The 18,432-nt window shown below is 46.7% G+C and carries 15 protein-coding genes; 7 read left to right on the top strand and 8 right to left on the bottom strand.

The features are described from left to right. Positions 1–19: 19 nt before the first annotated feature. Entirely contained in the window at positions 20–955 is a 936-nt protein-coding gene (locus tag JGUZn3_RS11400) for a DMT family transporter (RefSeq protein ID WP_203413624.1), read from the top strand. A 185-nt stretch (positions 956–1,140) separates the two neighbouring features. Then, positions 1,141–3,282, top strand: coding sequence for an ATP-dependent DNA helicase RecG (gene recG, locus JGUZn3_RS11405; RefSeq protein WP_203413625.1), 2,142 nt, complete (start codon positions 1,141–1,143; stop codon positions 3,280–3,282). Positions 3,283–3,385: 103 nt separating this feature from the next. Here the strand turns inward: recG and JGUZn3_RS11410 are convergent, their stop codons facing one another. From JGUZn3_RS11410 to JGUZn3_RS11430, 6 genes are all read right to left on the bottom strand, one after another. Then, entirely contained in the window at positions 3,386–4,036 is a 651-nt protein-coding gene (locus JGUZn3_RS11410) for a hypothetical protein (RefSeq protein WP_203413626.1), read from the bottom strand. Positions 4,037–4,327: 291 nt separating this feature from the next. Next, the gene (gltX, locus tag JGUZn3_RS11415) at positions 4,328–5,662 is read right to left on the bottom strand and encodes a glutamate--tRNA ligase (RefSeq protein WP_203413627.1); all 1,335 of its coding nucleotides are present in this window, start codon (positions 5,660–5,662) and stop codon (positions 4,328–4,330) included. Positions 5,663–5,866: 204 nt separating this feature from the next. Beyond that, positions 5,867–6,265 (bottom strand): hypothetical protein, encoded by a 399-nt coding sequence (locus JGUZn3_RS11420; protein ID WP_203413628.1) that lies wholly within the window; start codon positions 6,263–6,265, stop codon positions 5,867–5,869. 99 nt (positions 6,266–6,364) lie between these two features. Beyond that, positions 6,365–7,567 (bottom strand): nicotinate phosphoribosyltransferase, encoded by a 1,203-nt coding sequence (locus JGUZn3_RS11425; RefSeq protein ID WP_238996821.1) that lies wholly within the window; start codon positions 7,565–7,567, stop codon positions 6,365–6,367. A gap of 72 nt (positions 7,568–7,639) precedes the next feature. After that, entirely contained in the window at positions 7,640–7,771 is a 132-nt protein-coding gene (locus JGUZn3_RS12710) for a hypothetical protein (protein WP_275402844.1), read from the bottom strand. Positions 7,772–7,801: 30 nt separating this feature from the next. Beyond that, positions 7,802–9,244, bottom strand: a complete 1,443-nt coding sequence (locus JGUZn3_RS11430; RefSeq protein ID WP_203413629.1) for a class II 3-deoxy-7-phosphoheptulonate synthase — start codon at positions 9,242–9,244, stop codon at positions 7,802–7,804. A gap of 359 nt (positions 9,245–9,603) precedes the next feature. Between JGUZn3_RS11430 and JGUZn3_RS11435 the strand changes: the two genes are divergently transcribed. The 4 genes from JGUZn3_RS11435 to JGUZn3_RS11450 all read left to right on the top strand — a co-directional run bounded on the left by JGUZn3_RS11435 (position 9,604) and on the right by JGUZn3_RS11450 (position 12,975). Next, a complete protein-coding gene (locus tag JGUZn3_RS11435; RefSeq protein WP_203413630.1) occupies positions 9,604–10,431 on the top strand; it encodes a MetQ/NlpA family ABC transporter substrate-binding protein in 828 nt (275 codons plus the stop codon). Between the two features lie 70 nt (positions 10,432–10,501). Beyond that, a complete protein-coding gene (locus JGUZn3_RS11440; RefSeq protein WP_203413631.1) occupies positions 10,502–11,749 on the top strand; it encodes a methionine ABC transporter ATP-binding protein in 1,248 nt (415 codons plus the stop codon). Further along, entirely contained in the window at positions 11,730–12,383 is a 654-nt protein-coding gene (locus JGUZn3_RS11445) for a methionine ABC transporter permease (RefSeq protein ID WP_203413632.1), read from the top strand. The genes JGUZn3_RS11440 and JGUZn3_RS11445 overlap by 20 nt, the downstream gene beginning before the upstream one ends. Positions 12,384–12,696: 313 nt before the next feature. Then, the gene (locus tag JGUZn3_RS11450; RefSeq protein WP_203413633.1) at positions 12,697–12,975 is read left to right on the top strand and encodes a hypothetical protein; all 279 of its coding nucleotides are present in this window, start codon (positions 12,697–12,699) and stop codon (positions 12,973–12,975) included. Between the two features lie 257 nt (positions 12,976–13,232). On the opposite strand, the gene gorA is transcribed toward JGUZn3_RS11450, so the two are convergent. Then, positions 13,233–14,627 carry a glutathione-disulfide reductase gene (gorA, locus tag JGUZn3_RS11455; protein ID WP_203413634.1) on the bottom strand — a complete coding sequence of 465 codons (1,395 nt, stop codon included), beginning with the start codon at positions 14,625–14,627 and terminating at the stop codon, positions 13,233–13,235. Positions 14,628–14,705: 78 nt separating this feature from the next. Continuing rightward, complete coding sequence (locus JGUZn3_RS11460; RefSeq protein ID WP_203413635.1) at positions 14,706–15,524, bottom strand: ferredoxin--NADP reductase; 819 nt, start codon at positions 15,522–15,524, stop codon at positions 14,706–14,708. A 487-nt stretch (positions 15,525–16,011) separates the two neighbouring features. Between JGUZn3_RS11460 and JGUZn3_RS11465 the strand changes: the two genes are divergently transcribed. Continuing rightward, positions 16,012–18,423: a helicase-related protein gene (locus JGUZn3_RS11465; RefSeq protein WP_203413636.1), complete on the top strand. Its 2,412-nt coding sequence runs from the start codon at positions 16,012–16,014 to the stop codon at positions 18,421–18,423. Positions 18,424–18,432: the final 9 nt, after the last annotated feature.

Genomic DNA, 18,432 nt, shown 5'->3' on the forward strand with positions numbered 1-18,432 from the left:
CTCTTCTTTAAAGCTCATCATGTCCACTCACTCTTCTCTTTATCATTCCCAGCGTTCTTACCCCTTGCTGGCTGTTGGGGTGGCCGCCGGCTGCGCCATCGTATGGAGCTTTCTTGCCGTCGTCGCTAAAAAGGCTCAGCTCTATGTTGACAGTTTCCAATTCCTGTTTTTCTCTAATAGTTTATCGTTACTCAGTTTGGCAATCATTGCTTTTTTTAGCAAAACACCGTGGCATATCACCCTCTTTCCACCCCTCAAAACCCTTAAACATGCAGCAATTCTCGGTACATTAGATGGCTTGTTCTATTTACTGATCTATAAAGGATATTCCTTGGAAAATGGAGTAGCTGTTTTGGCTGCGCAATATTGCTGGCCTTTGCTGATTGTTTTTCTTTCCAGCCTTATATTCCGATATAAACCCCATATTATTCAGGTTTTTAGTCTGATTTTAGGGTTTTGTGCTCTTTTGCTTGTTTTTTTTAAAACCGCTCACACTCCAACCCTACCCCTTTCAGAAAACCATCACTGGCTTGGAATTATTCTTGTCCTAGCAGGGGCTTTTTGTTTTGCCCTGCTTTCTGTTCTCTCTCGGTATTTCTTCTTTTCACCCGTTGGGGGAACATTTTGGCTCTTTATGTTTTCTACCTTTTGTTCAGCCCTTTTGCTGGTCATGTTTGGCAAGCTTTCATGGCCGCCCCTACAAGCCTGGCTCCCCATTGCCATTAATGGGCTCGTTATTAACGGACCCAGCTACGTGCTGTGGATATGGGCGATGCGCCATGGCGATGCGGCTAAAATTTCTTCGATGACTTTTCTGGCCCCTATCCTTTCTGTGATATGGCTTGTTTTTCTTACAGGAGAGCCTTTCGTCCCTCTTTACGCCATCGCCCTTGCGGGGATCGTGGGGGCTGGTATCGTCTGTTTTTCCTTCTCGCACAAGAAAACCTCACGATGAACGACCCCCTAAAAACGATCCCATGATCGAAATCACCGAAATTACCAAAAAAGAGGCCCTGAGAAACGCGCCTGCGGACTTTTTATACCCCCCTTTCTTTTGCCTTCCTTTATCGATACGCAATATCATAGACCTGTAACCTATGATAATATGCCCAAAATATTCCTATAAAGTTATACCTCAACGTGCCGACTTCTTCCCTAGACTTAACCCGTAATATCCTAAAGCCGTTTCTTACCCCCTTGTCGTCCCTTAAAGGGGTTGGCCCTGCTACGGCTAAGCTTTTATCGAAAGCAGTGGGTGGGGAGCGGGTTATTGACCTGCTCTTTCATACCCCCGATTCCCTTATCAACAGAAGTTACCGCCCCACACTGGCTTTAGCTGAGCCAGGCCGAATCGTAACCGTAGCTGGTACAATCATTAAAATCATCTCCCCTTCACGGCCAAGGAAGCCGACACGGGCCCTTTTTACCGATGGAACCGACCAGATTGAGCTTATCCTTTTCTCTCCTTACCAGGCTAAAAAACTTACCCAATCTCAAACAATTGCTTTATCAGGCGTTCTTGAAGCTCAGGGTTTGAACAGAACCATAACAAACCCTGAACATCTTATTCCCCTTTCTCATCTTGAAGAAGGCCTAGAGGCCATCCCCTTTATTGAAGCCGTCTGGCCGTTAACAGCTGGTCTGTTTAGCAGCCATATCAGCCGCACCTTACGGCAAGCCTTTAGGCTTTTCCCCCCAGAGCCCTTACCCGAATGGCTTCCCCCTTCATTATTGCAGGAGTATAACTGGCCTGGCTTTATGACCGCCTTGCACCTTCTTCACTTTCCAGGAGATTTCCCAGAACTGGTCAAGACAGCCACATTTGAGCCAACATACGAAAAGGCCAAAAACCGCCTTGCCTTTGATGAATTATTCTCAGGGCAATTAGGGATGGTCATTGCCCGTGCCCATAACCATAAAGGCCATGGGTTTAGCATGGCAGGAACAGAATCAGGCGAAAACCCTTACAGAAAAGAAGCCCTTAAACGTTTTGGATACGAACTCACAGGGGCCCAGAAACGGGTTTTAGCTGAAATTGACGCGGATATGGCAGCTCCAAGGCGCATGCAACGCCTATTACAGGGAGATGTGGGTTCCGGCAAAACCATTATTGCCCTGTTAAGCATGCTTCAGGCTTATAGTTCTGGCTTTCAGGCTGCCCTTATGGCCCCTACGGAGATATTGGCCCGACAGCATTACGAAACCTTTTCAGCTCTTTGCCCTATCCCTGTAGCCTATTTAAGCGGCACCATAAAAGGGGTACAAAGAAGAAAGCTGCTTCAAGGGGTGAGTATGGGCACAATCCCCATTGTGATAGGCACCCATGCCCTTTTTCAAGACAAGGTTTCTTTTTCCCGCTTAGGCTTAAGTATTATTGATGAGCAACACCGCTTTGGTGTGGAGCAAAGACTTCGGCTGAATGAAAAGGGTGAACATACAGATACCCTAGCTATGACAGCAACCCCCATTCCTCGCACTTTGCTTCTGACACAATATGGCGAAATGGATGTAAGCCGTATTGATGAGCTTCCTCCTGGGCGTAAACCCATTAAAACAACCCTGCATCCATTTTCCGCCACAAAAGACATTATCCACCGGCTCCAAAACCCTCTTCGTAATGGTGTACAGGCTTTTTGGGTATGCCCGTTGGTGCAGGAAAGTGAAGCCCTGGACTTAGCTGCTGCAGAAGAGCGTTTTCAAAGCCTCCAACAGTATTTTGGCCCTGATGTTGTAGGGCTCGTTCACGGCCAACAAGACGTTCACCACCGTAACCAAATTCTTAAAAAATTTGAAAAAGGCGACCTAAGCATCTTAGTGGCAACAACCGTTATTGAAGTTGGGGTGAATATTCCCAATGCCTCCATTATGATTGTTGAACATGCAGAACGTTTTGGGCTTGCCCAGCTTCATCAATTACGTGGCCGAGTTGGCCGTGGGAGCAAGGCCTCTTATTGTCTTCTTCTCCACGATGATCAACTGTCTTATACCAGCCAGCGACGGTTAAACATCCTTCGTGAAACAGAAGATGGATTTTTAATTGCAGAAGAAGATTTCAGACTACGCGGTGGAGGAGATATGGGGGGCACTCGCCAAACAGGGTTTGCCAATTTTCACTTTGCATCACCCGCTCTTCTTTCCTCCTATGTTCCTCTTGCCCGCAAACTTGCTACACACCTTATCCATACAGACCCTAGCCTAAGTACCTTTCTGGGACATGCTGCACAAATTCCACTTAAACTTTTTGGAAGAGATGAAACTCTCAGGCTATTAACATCGGGATAAATAAACAAAAAAGGAAAGGCTTTTTCCCTTCCCTTTTTATATGACTCTCCTTCCCTCTCTTTTCCTCTGGAAAGCTTTAGGAGGAAGAGTGGCAAGCTCCTCTTTATTTTCGGAGTTTCCTGCCATCGGTATGATTGTTTTTTTTGAGAGCAGCCCGCTGAGCGACTTGTTGTGCTGCCGTTCTTTTGCCAGAGGCTGTCATTTTTAAAGCGGCCGGTTTTTTGGCTGGGCTTTTAGTTTTACGCGCTGAAGAGGCTGCCTTTGTTCTCCCTGTTGGGGTTCTCCCTGTTGGAGCTTTGGCTTTAACCGCGGTTTTCTTCACTGCCGTTCTGGCGACAGATTTATTAGCAACAGATTTACTGGTGGCTTTACTGACGGCTTTACTGGCAGAAGATTTACTGGCTGTTGTTTTGGCTGTTGTTTTTGGACTTGCCTTTTTAGCAGCAGCCGTCCGCGTTACAGAGCGTTTTGCCGTTTTGGTAGGGGCTTTGCGAGCTGGGGCTGTTTTTTCTGAAACAGAGGATGCTGAGCGAGCATTTCTTCCCGTGGCCAGGCTGGCTGTAGAAGATCTTATTGATCCCCGACTTTCATTTTTTTTCTGTTCCATAAGAAATCTTGGTTTAGGCACACTAATCAGGCTAATCCTAACCTTTTGGATCACTGTGGATTTTGGATGCTTCTTGGCATAGGCCGTTGAAACAAATTTTCCCGTATTAGCATCGCGTGCAACCGACCGAAGGGGAACCTGAGACATGATTGATAACCTTTTCTTCGTTTTTTGTTTTTACCACCCCATGAGCAGCCCCATGAGCGATATCCTTATAAGGTTATAAGTATAAAACCGTATATTTGTTCCCACGGTATGGAAAAATTTTTTATATTTTTAGTAAAATTTTATAAAAAATATCTATTACTCCTCCAAACAACACTATTCTTTGCGTATTACAGAATATTCCTCAACAATTTCCATAGCAATACTCTCTATAAAAACGCACATTATGGCAGGTCTGGTATAGAAGCTTAAAAATAGAGGCACCCGGTAGCCCTAAAGGGTGGCTTCCCGCAAACGCGATAAAACCTGCGAGCGCCCAATAAGCAACAAAAAGTCTTTCAACTCCGGCCCTTTTTCCTCACCTGTCAGGGCCATTCTTACCGGATGGTACAAGGCCTTCCCTTTTTTCCCAGTAGAGGCAGCAAGGGCTTCCATCCATATTTTCCACGTAGTGCCATCCCATGGTTCTTCGGGCAGATGGGCCATCGCTTGGACCATAAACTCTTTCTCCCCTTCTATCACCGGCGGAATAAAAGTAGGTAAGGTCACTTTCCACCACATCCGCGCTTCCGAAAAAACATCAATATTACTGCGGATAGCCAACCAGAAGGGCTCTGTTGCTTCAGCAGGCAGGTGTTTTTTGGCCAGCTCAAACGGCATGGTGCGTAAATACTGCCGGTTAAGTCCTACCAACTGACGAATATCAAACCGAGCCGGTGCCCGTGAAACATAGCTTAATGAATAATCCTTCGCTAAACTATCCCAATCCAACGGTTGTGGATCCTGTGAAGTACCAAGCCTGGCAAGGTAGGAGACGATGGCTAACGGCAACACCCCATCAGCCCTTAAGGTCTTCAGGGAGAGACCATCAAAGCGCTTGGAAAGCTTACCCCCATCTGAATCCAATAATAAGGGGAGATGGCCGAAAGAAAATTGTTCCTTTTTCCCTGGTTCAAGGGCTTCTATAATATCAAGTTGTACGCCGGTATTGGTAACATGGTCTTCCCCGCGGATAATATGGGTAATTCCCAGCTCTATATCATCTACAACAGAGGCCAATGTATAAAGAATGGTTCCGTCAGCCCTCACCAATACCGGATCTGAAAGGGATGGCAACTTAACCTGTCTTTTCCCCATCACCATATCCTCCCAGCTGACGATCCGGTCGGAAAGACGGAAACGCCAATAAGGGACTTTCCCATTTGCTTCTGCACGGGCTCGTTGTTCAGCCGTCATTTTCAGCATGGCGCGGTCATAAATAGGCGGTTTGCCCTGCTTTATGCGCATTTCGCGCTTGGCGGCCAACTCCTCTTCTGTTTCAAAACAAGGATAAAGACGCCCCAACTGTTTTAACTGTTCAATCGCATTCTGATAGCGCTCTAAACGGTGAGACTGAAAAACAAGTTCACCCCACTGAATACCCAACCACTGCAGATCTTTTTTGATATTGTCGGTATATTCTTCTTTCGAGCGTTCAAGGTCTGTATCATCAATCCGTAAAACAAAGTCTGCTCCATGGTGGCGGGCAAACAAGGCATTGGCTATGGCCTGGCGGGCATTACCAACATGCAGGTAACCTGTAGGACTAGGAGCAAAACGTAATTTCATGGCTTACAAGACCTAATAAACAAAACCAGTAAATAAAAACCTTATGTTCACTAACCGTTTTTTACAACTTCGGTCAAGTCATCACTCGCCATACCCTTTAAAGCCCTCTTTAGCGGAGGAGAACCCCATGACCCATGATAGAAGAATAGCTGGCCAAGCGTCATTCCTACCCTACACTTATATTTCACTCTCCTGAGATATACTTCACTCCCCTGGGAGAGTCCCCAAACCTGGAAGGTTCCCCGAAAGGCCTGCCTGATTGCGCCGCGGATCTAAAGAGCGCCAGTCCCGTTCAGCAGGCGTTGCACGGCTATTGGCAAAATCTGCCAGTTCAACTGCAGAACGCCACCCTTCTTCTCCAGCACCCATCACTTCTACATCTTCCCCAAAATTAAACCACTGTTTAAGGGTTTGCTGGCCATCCTCTCCAGCAATGCGGCACCTTTCAACGCTATCCCTCACATAGGCCCGGGCAAAAGCATTCGCATGGCTTAAATCGGCAAACCCTGAAACCTCTTCTAAAATATTATCTTCACTTTGCACCGAAAGGTCGATAATTCTGACAACCCATTGAAATTTTGGGCTTTCTCTCTTTTCTGCCATGATGGCTCTCCAAAAAAATCTTACGAAAACTTCAAAACCAGACTTTCTAACAAAGAAAATCCATAAAAATACCCTCCATAAAACTGCTGGAAGGAAGCTTTAGAGTTGGCCTGACCGGGACTTGCTCAAAAGAAATTCACGCCCCTTTTTAACCCGTGGTTGACCATCATAGGCTACAATATCTGCCGTGGCATAGGTTTCAGACCAGTTTTGAGGAATGAAAGACCCCGTGCCCACAACATCCACTGGGGCGGAAGCATCGGCAACGGTTTTGCATTTTTCTGCACTAAAGCCCGATGAAGCCACAATCTTAACCTGTGGAAAGCCATTCATATCCAGTACTTCGCGCATTCTCCATATGGCAGCTGCCGATACCCCCGCCCCGACTAGATCGCGCAACTCCTGCTCTGAACGAAAATGCCTGATCGTATCAGGGCTATTACGCTCCAACACCGCGTAAGATGACTGAATATCAAGTCCTTCCAAGAAACGTCCTCCATGGGTATCAAGCCTAACGGAAATCCGCCCTTCGGCAGCAAGGTCTGAAAAAAACCGACAGACCTCTAAAGTATCCGTAATTTCCAAACCAAAATAATCGGGAAGAATAACCAAGTCCTCCGCAGGGAACGTTTCATGATACATCTGGGCGGCCCGCAAAGTCGAGCCCGCATACCCTATGAGAGCATGAGGCATCGTTCCTAAACCATGAGATTGCCCATAAAAACCTGCTGTTGCATCATTGGCATTCCCAACAAACCCTACAGCTCCCTCAGCTTGGGCTTGCCTACTCCCTACTGAAGCCCCATAACTCATCAGCTCCTGCATTTCATAGCCTGCACAATGGCGCGCTTCCATTGCTAAAAACTTCACTCGTGGCAGGGCCTTGGCCATTCCGTAGGCATTATAGGCTGCAACACAAGCCGCCCCCAATTTTTGTAATAAGATGGTTTCTAGATTGACCAAACCCGAAAATGGGCCGGTAATATATAATAAAGGCTCTCCCGCCCCTACCCACTGGCCTTCTTGAAAGGGCATTTCTTCCTGGATTGTAAAACCTCTTTTTTCTGCCGTGCAATGGAGCCACTCCAGCATAATAGCGGGGGCAGAAATCACTGGTCGGCGTATGAAAAATGCATAGGTGACAGGACAATCCCCAAAATGTTCGACAATGGCCTTGGTCTTGTTAAAATAGGAATCCGTCCGCGCTTGGATTGAAAGCTCATCTGCCCCTTCCCGAGAGAAATAGGCACTCTGTTCGAAATGCGCACCAGAGTTATGTGATGGAGAAGATGAACGAACCATAATGAACTTTACCTGAAAACCTATAAAAAAAAGCAACCCCCAACAGCTTAGCTGAAGATCATTGCCAATTTCTTACCGTGATACACTGCATAAATATTGGTGAGTTTGAAGAGAAGGGTGTCCTTTAAAGGATTCCCTCTCTTCTCTTGCCTTGGCCTGTTGATAATGAACAACCACCTTTACCATAATAAAAAAGGCAGACATCTATTATAGACCCCTGCCTCTATTTAAAGCTTAAGCTGCGCTTTGAATGCGAGTTTTATGCCTATTCTGAAGTTCTTCAGCCAGCAAGAAAGCCATCTCCAGTGACTGTTCTGCATTGAGTCGTGGATCGCAGAAGGTCTCATAGCGGGCTGCAAGATCAGATTCGGTGAGATGATGAGCACCGCCAACACACTCGGTGACATTCTGGCCGGTCATCTCAAAATGCACACCACCAATTTGCCCCCCTTCGGCAGCAAACACATCAAAAAATCCTTTTACTTCAGCCAATATGGAATCAAAGGAGCGAGTCTTAATTTTATTGGCTGTCGTGATGGTGTTGCCATGCATAGGATCGCACAGCCAGGTTACTGTTCGGCCCGTCTTTAATACCTTGCCTAACAGGGCTGGTAAGTAGCGTTTCACCCCTTCAGCCCCCATACGGGAAATAAGGGTAATACGCCCTGCTTCATCTGCGGGGTTAAGAATATCCAGCAGCTTTTCAATGTCTTCCACCGCTGTTGTCGGCCCTACCTTAATACCGATAGGGTTTTTAACACCACGCAAAAACTCAACATGCGCTCCATCGGGCTGGCGTGTACGATCTCCTATCCATACAAAATGGGCAGAGCAATCATACCAATCCCCTGTAGTGGAATCCACTCTGGTCAAGGCTTGTTCATAGGGCAATAAAAGAGCCTCATGAGAGGTATAGAACTCTGTTTCCCGAATTTGGGGCGTATCAGCCGTTAACCCACACGCTTCCATAAACGCCAATGTCTCATCAATTTTCTCTGCCAGAGAGCGATAGCGATCAGCCAAAGGAGAGCGCTCAACAAAGCTTAGATTCCACCGATGAACTTCGTGCAAGTTGGCATAGCCCCCGCTTGCAAAAGCCCGCAACAGGTTTTGAACACCAGCAGACTGGAAATACCCCGTCTCCATCCGTTTAGGGTCTGGTATTCGGGCTTCAGGGGTAAATTCAGGGCCGTTGATGATATCCCCCCTATAGACTGGGAGCTCAACCCCATTCTTTGTTTCTGTAGGAGAAGAACGTGGCTTGGCATACTGCCCTGCCATACGCCCAACTTTCACAACAGGAACCTTGGCCCCAAAAGCCAGAACAGCCGCCATTTGTAGAAGGATACGAAAAGTATCCCTTACAATAACGGCATTAAACTCACTAAAACTCTCAGCACAGGCGCCCCCTTGCAAAACAAAGGCCTTTCCTTCAGCTGCCAAAGCCAAACGTTGTTTCAGAGTACGGCTCTCCCCTGCAAAAACAAGAGGAGGGTAATGGCTCAGACTTTCCTCCATAGCCGTTAGGGCTGCTTGGTCAGGATATTCGGGAGCTTGTTTGATAGGAAAATTGCGCCAGCTTGATGCTGACCAATTTTTAACCTTCCCCACTCCCGCTTCAGCTGATTGGGACGTTGCCCCCCGCGAGGAGGTGCGTGTATTCTCTGTGTTATCCATATGCCCATTAACCCTTATTGTGTTGTGCAGCCTGGCTGTTTCTCCATATCTCTTCCCCATGTGAGGGCTTGATCATACAGCTTATCGGAGGCCCTTAAAAGACCAAACTCTTACAAACTCCACTCAGCCCACCCAAGCTAGAGTTTTTACTATACTGGAAGATAAGAAAAATTTTTACTTTTTTTAGTAGATTATAAAGAAAATTTTAGATCTTTCCTTGTAGCGAAAAGCTTCCGCACAAGCTTCCATAGAAAATCGATTGCTAAAAAATACAGAAATTGTGTAATATTGAAAAAATTGTACGTTTTTTGTCTTTAGCCTGGACCAAATTTTCTGGACCAACAATAAGGTATTTTTATATGGCAACAGCTCATTTGCGGCGTTCTCTCTTAAAATTGACTGCGTTTGCAGCATTTGCAGCATTTGCAGCTTTCAGCAGCGGATCCATGCCCTTAGCCCATGCCAAAAATAACGCCCTTAAACTTGGCATTATGTCTGGGCCAGAAGAAGATATTGCCCGTGTCGCTGTTGATGTTGCAAAAAGTCATGGTTTAAATGTTGAACTTGTGACCTTTAGCAATTACTCCCTCCCCAATGAGGCATTAGCCAGTGGCGATATTTACGCCAACGCCTTTCAGACTCAGCCTTTTTTAGATGCACAAATTAAAGCACGGGGATATAATATCATAGCCGTTGCCCCTATTTGGGTTGAGCCGCTTGGATTTTACTCCAAAAAAATAAAGAACATTGCCGAATTGCCTGAAAAAGCACGCATTGCTATTCCCAGCGATTCCTCTAATCAGGCGCGGGCCCTTAATCTGCTGGCAGCCCACAAGCTTATTACCCTTTCTGAAGCCCACTCCTTTTTAACCTCCCTGGCCGATATTAAGGAAAACCCCAAAAAGTTCCAATTTATTGAGCTCGATGGTGCTCAGCTTCCCCGCTCCTTGGCTGATGTGGAAATGGCTGCCATTAATACCAACTACCTCATTGCTGCCAACCTGGATGCCCACACCGCCCTTATTCATGAAGAGGTAAAAGACAATCCCTATATCAACCTCATAGTTGTTCGCAAGGAAGACAAAGATAAACCAGAGACCAAAGCCCTTATCAAGGCTTTTCAATCTGAAAAGGTTAAAACCTATATGCTTCAAACCTTTAAAAATGCCATCTTGCCCGCTTGGTAAACCATTACCTTAATCTTCTTCCATTCGCTGTATTTTCCAGCTTGATAGTTCTGCCTTGTTAGTAAAGCTCATGGATACTCTTCCCTACTCTCACAATCCCCTCGGTGATAAGCTGGCAGCTGATGGCATCACCCTTCTTGAGAAGGACAGTTTTAATGATCGTATCAGCTCTTCTTCTCTCCCAACTTCCGTAGGGTTAGAGGTGACTCCTCCTGAGCTTTCTACAACTTCAAGAACTGTGAATTCAGATGAGATCGTTGTTAAATTTGAGAATGTCACCCGATTATACGGCAAAAAAACAGCACTCGACAATATAAGCCTTTCCATCCCACGGGGAGAGATTTTTGGCATTATCGGGCATTCGGGAGCTGGTAAAACCACTCTCTTGCGCTGCCTTGCTGGGCTGGAACGGCCAGATCAGGGGCGTATTCTTATTGAGGGGCAAGATTTTTCACAACTCTCAGAAAAAAAACTCCGCTCCTTGCGCCAACGGATTGGCCTCGTCTTTCAGCATTTCAACCTTCTGTCATCAAAAACGGTGGCTGACAATATTGCGCTCCCCCTTAAAATTGCTGGTATCCCCAAAAAAGAGAGAAGCACCCGTATTACAGAACTGCTTGAACTTGTTGGTTTAGACCAGCATGCTGATTTTTACCCCTCTCAGCTTTCCGGCGGCCAAAAACAACGTGTGGGTATTGCTAGGGCTTTAGCGGGAAAACCTGCTTTGCTCCTCTGCGATGAAGCGACCTCTGCCCTCGATCCTGAGACCACACGCTCTATTCTTGAGCTCCTCCAAACCATTAACCAAAAACTTAACCTTACCATAGTCCTTATCACCCATGAGATGAGCGTTATTCGAAACCTCGCCCGTTATGTGATGGTCCTAAATGGGGGGAAAATTGCAGAACAGGGTTTGGTAAGCAATGTGTTTGCACACCCACGAGAAGCCATTACTAAAGCCATGCTCCAGGAAATTCGCCCACAACTTCCCAAAACAATCCTTCAAAAGCTCGTTAGTAGCCTTCCCCCCATCCCATCTACCTCCCCTGCCTCCGCCATGGAGTACGCCTATTATGCCATTCTCCAAGTGAATATGTCGGGGAGTCTTATCCGCAGCCCCTTTATTGCTGAGCTCCAAAGCATACATCATTTAACGCCTATTTTACTGGAAGGCGGAATTTCTCACATCGGTAATATCCCTATTGGCACCTTATTTCTGGCTTTCCCAGCGCAAGAAGTTGAGCAGGCCCAAAAAATTATCCGCACCTACCCTATAGACACACTGGAAATGCTGGGCTATGTCACCTTTCCTTATTGAGCAAATAGAAAAATCCATCTGGCAGACGCTGGAAATGACAGCCGTTTCCGGTTTTTTCTCTCTTTTAGGAGGGCTTCCACTAGCATTACTGCTCGTGACCACCATGCCAAATGGTCTATACCCGCTCCCTGTTTTCAATCAAACCCTGGGCGGGATTATTAATGCGGTACGTTCTATTCCTTTTATTGTTCTTCTTATTGCCCTTATCCCTCTCACTCGCCTTATTATCGGTACTTCTATTGGTACAGGGGCTGCGATTGTCCCACTTTCCATTGCCGCTGTTCCTTATTTTGCCCGTATCGCCGAGGTTTCCTTAAAAGAAGTAGACCATGGCGTTATTGAAGCGGCCCATGCTATGGGAGCTGGAAAGTTTTTCATTATCCGTCAGGTTATGATCCCCGAGGCCCTTCCAGGGCTTATCTCCGGTTTTACCGTAACCCTTGTGACTCTTGTTAGCTCCTCAGCCATGGCTGGAGCAGTGGGAGGCGGCGGGCTGGGTGATTTAGCAATCCGCTATGGATATGAGCGTTTTCGTATCGATATTATGCTCATTGTTGTTGTGGTTCTTATTATCTTTGTCTGTCTTATCCAGTGGATCGGGGATAGGTTAGCGGCCTATACTGACCATGATTAGCAAAGCAGAACTTTCTCTTAAATTCTCCTTCCTTTCTCGCTCTTAGGGCTGATCAGCCTCGCTGGTTGGACTGATTATTTTGAGAGGGTTATGAGAAAAAACTTTCTATTTCCTTTGAATTTTTGTAAGCTCTCAATAGTCTGTTCAGGACTACCCTAATAATAAAAAAGGCATATTTCATTGGCCTTTAATTCCTATGGCGCTCATGATTAACAACTCTTTTTTGACAAGAACTCACTTTTTCAGCACCTTTCTTCTTACGGGGCTCCTTTCATTTTCCTCTCCCGTTATGGCGCAGAGCAGTAGTGCTTCTGTGACAACACCCAATGCGGAGAAATCGTCATCTGCTGATGAAAACGTTACGGTCCATGGGCAAAAGAATGTTTTACCTCGTGGCTATTCTTATGCTCCTTCTATGGAAATGCAGAGCGGCCCTGACCCCGACCGGGGAAACAAAATGCACCGTGACCCTGTAACGGGTGCTAATATCACCCGCTTTGGTTCTGCCTTCCAGGCAAGTAACCCCACACAACAAGGCCAATTGGGTGATGCCACAGGCAATGGTTGGTTGGCCCCTCACGGAAACCGCTAAAACTTACCTTATAACTAAGGCCTTTAGAGTTATTCTTATTGGGCTATAGTGCCTCTCTGAAGGCACGATTATGAGTTTGCTGGTAGATACACAAATTAAAACCTGAGAAAAATATCATCGCGAAGGATACCCTCGTCATGACCTCAATTGGCCAGACAGACAAGCTCTAGCCAGACAATCTCTCTGGTTTCCTGCTCTCTCGGGCTTCCTATTAGCAAGCCTTCTCAAGAAGGAAACATCTGTTTGGTGACCTCACCTTACCCTGTTTTTTTAACCTGCCGGGTCAGGGTACGCATTGTTACCAGCTCTTCTGCCATAGAAGGGTGAATGCCTATCGTGCGGTCAAAATCATGCTTATACAGCCCTGCAGTAACAGCAATAGCAATCCCTTGTAAGATTTCTGGAGCATCCTCACCCATCATATGGACGCCCAAAACTTTCTGGGAAGGAGTATCAACGACAATTTTCATGACAACCTTGCCAGAACGCTTGGTGATGGTCCGACGCATAGGTGTAAAACGCGAAACATAAATATCAACATCGCCCAGCGCAGCAGCTTCCTCCTCCGAAAGGCCAACACTTGCAATAGGAGGTGAAAAGAAAACAGCTTTAGGGGTTGTAGGAAAAGACCAATCATAATGGGGTTTACCGAAGAGCCTATCGGCCAACATATGCCCTTCTGCTATGGCAACTGGCGTTAAATTTAACTGGTTCGTAACATCTCCAATGGCATAAATATGCGGCTGAGAAGTCTCTTGTAAGGAATTGGTCACGATACTGCCATTTTCATCGACCTTAATACCAGCTTTGTCGAGGGCAAGGCTTTGAATATTGGGTTGGCGCCCTGTCGCAAATAATACGCTATCAACTTCTAGGGTAATGCCTTCATCAAGCTCAACCAGGCGCTGATTTCCTTTTGGCACAATACGCAACGGATGAACCCCTGAATGGCGATGAATACCACGCTCTAATATGGCTTCATGAAGGGCGATGCGCAAATCCCTATCAAACCCCCGCAAAGGCAGGTCTTGACGATAAACATGATGAACTTCTGCACCGAGGCCTGCAAAAATTCCCGAAAACTCAACCCCAATATAGCCACTTCCGATCACGCAGATTTTTTGAGGCATTTCAGCAAGATGAAAAATATCATCAGAGGAAATGGCATGCTCAATCCCTGGAATAGTACTGGGAAAATGCGGCTTACTGCCAGTGGCAATAACCACTCTCTCTGCTGTTATACGCTGCTCTTTTCCGTTGGGGTCTAGCTCTGAAGGAGCAATATAAACCGTATGCTCATCCACAAACCCGGCCATACCGGTGAAAAGAGCAACCCCTGCCTTTTGCAACATGCTGACATAAATGCCATTCAGGCGTTCAACCTCAGTATTTCGGGCTGAAGTCAGCACAGACCACTGGTGATTAGGGGGTGAAACATCCCACCCAAACGCCCGACTATCCTCAATCATGCCACTATATTCACTGGCATAGAGCATTATTTTTTTTGGAACACACCCGACATTGACGCAAGTCCCCCCCCAGTGCCTTCCCTCAACGATCCCCACCTTGGCACCATGAGATGCCGCAATGCGTGCGCAACGCACCCCCCCAGAGCCTGCGCCAATTACGAGAAGATCAAAATCAAAGGCCATAGCAACATCCCTTTATTCCCTTGGGGTTCCGGCAAAGTATAGGTACCAAAAGATATAGGTACCAAATCGTCTAATGTATTATTTTTCAGCAAATGCTTTTTCAACCACATAAGAGCCAGGATGATTATTATTCCCTTCATCAAAACCACGGTTTTTTAAAAGATTTTCTGTATCAGCCAACATCTCTGGAGAGCCACAAATCATCACCCTGTCATGTTCTGGATCAAGCGTATCGATATTCAGATCCGTAAAAACCTTACTGTTTTCTATCAGGGTTGTAATACGCTGATTAACGGGAAAAGGCTCACGAGTTACAGCGGGATAATAAAGAAGTTTTGCTGACACGTCCTCTCCCAGAAATTCATGGGAAGGCAGTTCTTTAGTAATATAATCCCGATAGGCTAACTCTTTGACCTCCCTAACAGTATGGGTCAGAATGACTTTATCAAACCGTTCATAACTGGCAGGATCACGAATAAGGCTCAAGAAAGGGGCCAAACCCGTACCTGTTGAAAGAAAATAGAGGTTACGCCCCGGGCGTAAATTATCCAACAACAAAGTGCCTGTCGGTTTTCTCCCGATCAGAACGGTATCTCCAACCTGGACATGACATAACCTTGACGTAAGCGGGCCATCGGGCACCTTGATGGACAGGAATTCTAAATTTTCCTCATAATTGGCACTTACAATACTATAAGCTCTCAGAAGAGGCTTGCCCTCCACTTCTATACCAATCATGGCAAACTGACCGTTTTCAAACCGTAAGGACTGATCACGCGTGCAGGTAAAACTGAACAATCGATCAGTCCAATGGTGAACGCTAAGCACTTTTTCTGCATTTAAATGGCTATATTCTTTAGTCGGCGGTGCCAGCCTGTATGTTTCACTGACGGTCATTTGAGTGCTTCTCCTCCACTAAACTTGGGGCTTTACCATGCCTGATAGGCTATCTGGCTTGATCTATTGGGTTAATAAGCACGACATGCTCTGTTCATGCCAGCCACCAGTCCCACAGAGATGGAAAAACCATAATATTCTGGAAAACAGGATAGCTTTAGGAGTAAGAAAAAACAGAACTGCCAATATTTTGCAACAGGAAAATACCTGCCCGAGCATCTCTAACATTCAAAAAGCCTCAAAAGTCCCTATTTCCTGCTTTTTTGTGTGTTATTTTTCATCTCATCTTTCCTCCTGATCCTCTTTCCTATGATTTTATCCTTTATCTCTGCTTTGGTTATCCTATATAAGAGTACAAAATTGCAAAAACTAGCCCATTTTGTAAAAACCCCTTTGCCGACTATTTTCTAAATTCTCCTACGCAAGATATCCCATTGCCCTTCATTGATCTTTCAGCTTCTTTACATTTCAACATCACATATCTTTCATGATGCATAAGTCTCCTGCAGAGCAGGCTATGGAATATGCTGTGGCTCAAACAGGCCTTTCCCTTGAAAGGCGGGAAATCCCCCTTCTGTTACGGCGTATCGCCCGCCTTCTCCCCCCACGGTTAGAGAAAACCGAACAGCTAGATGATTTTATTCTCCCAGCCAATTCTTTCATCCGTCTTGTTTGTGATGTCCGCCGCAAAAAATGGACCAGCAGACTTATAGCCCTTTGCCAAAGCCACTCTATCGCCTGGGCATCACGGGAAGATATTTTATCAGCTGCCCACACTATTACCCTACCGGAACCCGATGATGGCGACCTCCTTCAAGCTCTTGAAAAAACCCTAGCAAACCGCTTAACTCAGGCCACATCTCAGCCCGAACACGCGTTTGACCTCCTTATTTCGGAGATTGAAGAAACAAAACCCGCTCCTTTATCGGCTAAGCAATTGGAAGCGGTAGCAGGAGTGATTGCCAAGACCTTTAAGGTGCCCGATCAACACCAGTTTTGCTCCCGTATAATCCACACCTATAAGGAGCAACAAGCCAAAATCCAACTTGTTGAGAAACAAACCCACCTAAAGCTCGCCAGTGAAAAGGCCAGACACGAAAACTGGGAAAACTCTCTCGTTGATTTTCATACTGTATCTGAACTTCTTTCCTGCTCGACAAAAGAGGCTTTACGTTGGATTGCTGAGCAGCGTATTCCCGTTGTACGTCGCCTTCAGCAAGGCGAACGCGAAATATGGCAGTTCGACCCGGAGGAAGTTGCAAAACTGGCCTTTAAAGTGCATGAATGGCGCCAGAAAGGGCACTCCAAAAGCAAGAAACACTCCAACAAAAAGCATGATCGCCATACCGATAAACCCCATGCCGCATGGATTTCCCTTTCAAAAAAGGCTGATACGGGCGATAAATCTGTCCAGAATGCCACCATTGCCAATATTGCAGCCCTAGACCGTTATGCAAGCCACTTTGCCACCGCCCGAGCCTTAAAACGCCATATTACCCTTGTTACTGGCCCCACCAACAGCGGCAAATCCCATATGGCTTTACGAGCCCTTGCCGATTCCCAAAGTGGATATGCCCTCGCCCCCCTCAGGCTCCTGGCCCATGAGTTCCGCGAAACATTAATGGAATATGGCCTCTCGGCGTCACTAGTAACGGGTGAGGAACGTATTCTGGTTCCCTCCAGCCCGTTTCTGGCGGCCACTGTTGAAATGTGCCCTTTTCATTCCCCCGTGGATGTTGCCATTATTGACGAAGCGCAAATGTTATTTGATGAAGACAGGGGTGCTGCCTGGACGGCAGCCATTATGGGGGTTCCGGCCCGCCATCTTTATATTCTGGGCGCACCTGAGGCTATACCCATTATTAGGCGCATTGCCAAACTCTGCGATGACCCGATTGATGAAATTAGCCTCCAGCGTAAAACCCCCCTCACTGCCTCGCTCAACCCTGTACGGCTCTCTAACCTCAAAAAAGGAGATGCTGTTATTGCCTTTTCTCGCCGTGATGTACTTGATATCCGGGCAGCCCTGCTTGCCCAGAACAAAAAGGTTGCTGTTGTGTATGGTGCCCTCAGCCCAGAAGTAAGGCGAGCTGAAGCCCAGCGTTTTAACTCTGGGCAGGCCGATATCCTTGTTGCGACAGATGCCATCGGCATGGGGCTAAACCTGAAGATACGGCGTATTATATTTGCTACCCTCCGCAAGTTTGATGGTAGCCAGATCCGTGACCTCACCACCCAGGAAGTAAAACAAATTGGCGGGCGTGCAGGCCGTTATGGCCATCATGATGCAGGGATTGTCTCTGTTCTTGCCGGAGCTGGAAACCCACACTTTATAAAACACCATCTCGAGGCTCCAACCCAACCGCCAACCGAGTTACGCCCGCTTGTACAACCCGACATTGAAATTATTCAAGCCATTGCCGAAGAAATACGCTCCGAAAGTTTATTTGGCGTGCTCACCCGCATTAACCGTGCTGTCCTCAGGGCTGACGACCCCAACTATCGCCTAGCGGATATGAGCCAATCTTTTGCCATTGCTGCCGCCCTTGAAGGCATTCCCGACCTTACCCTTTCCCAACGGTGGACTTACGCACTATGCCCAATTGATGAGCGCGATGAAGGTATAAGCAGGCTTACACGATGGGCCCTTAAACATGCGACAAACCAACAAATTCTCCCCCCTGGAACAGGCCACCTACCCGCGCCAGAAAAAACCAGTCGCGAAGAATTAGAGTTAGCAGAAAAACGCTATAAACGCCTTGTCGCTTGGCGATGGCTTGCCTTACGTTTTCCAGATGTCTACATTAACCTCCAAGAGGCAGAACATAATACAGCCAAGCTCAATAGTTGGATTGAAAATGTCTTACGTCAGCAAAGTCGAATGAAAACTCGCCACTAGATTTTCATT

Origin of the sequence: Entomobacter blattae, assembly GCF_014672835.1 — a bacterium.
In the GTDB taxonomy this organism is placed as follows: domain Bacteria; phylum Pseudomonadota; class Alphaproteobacteria; order Acetobacterales; family Acetobacteraceae; genus Entomobacter; species Entomobacter blattae.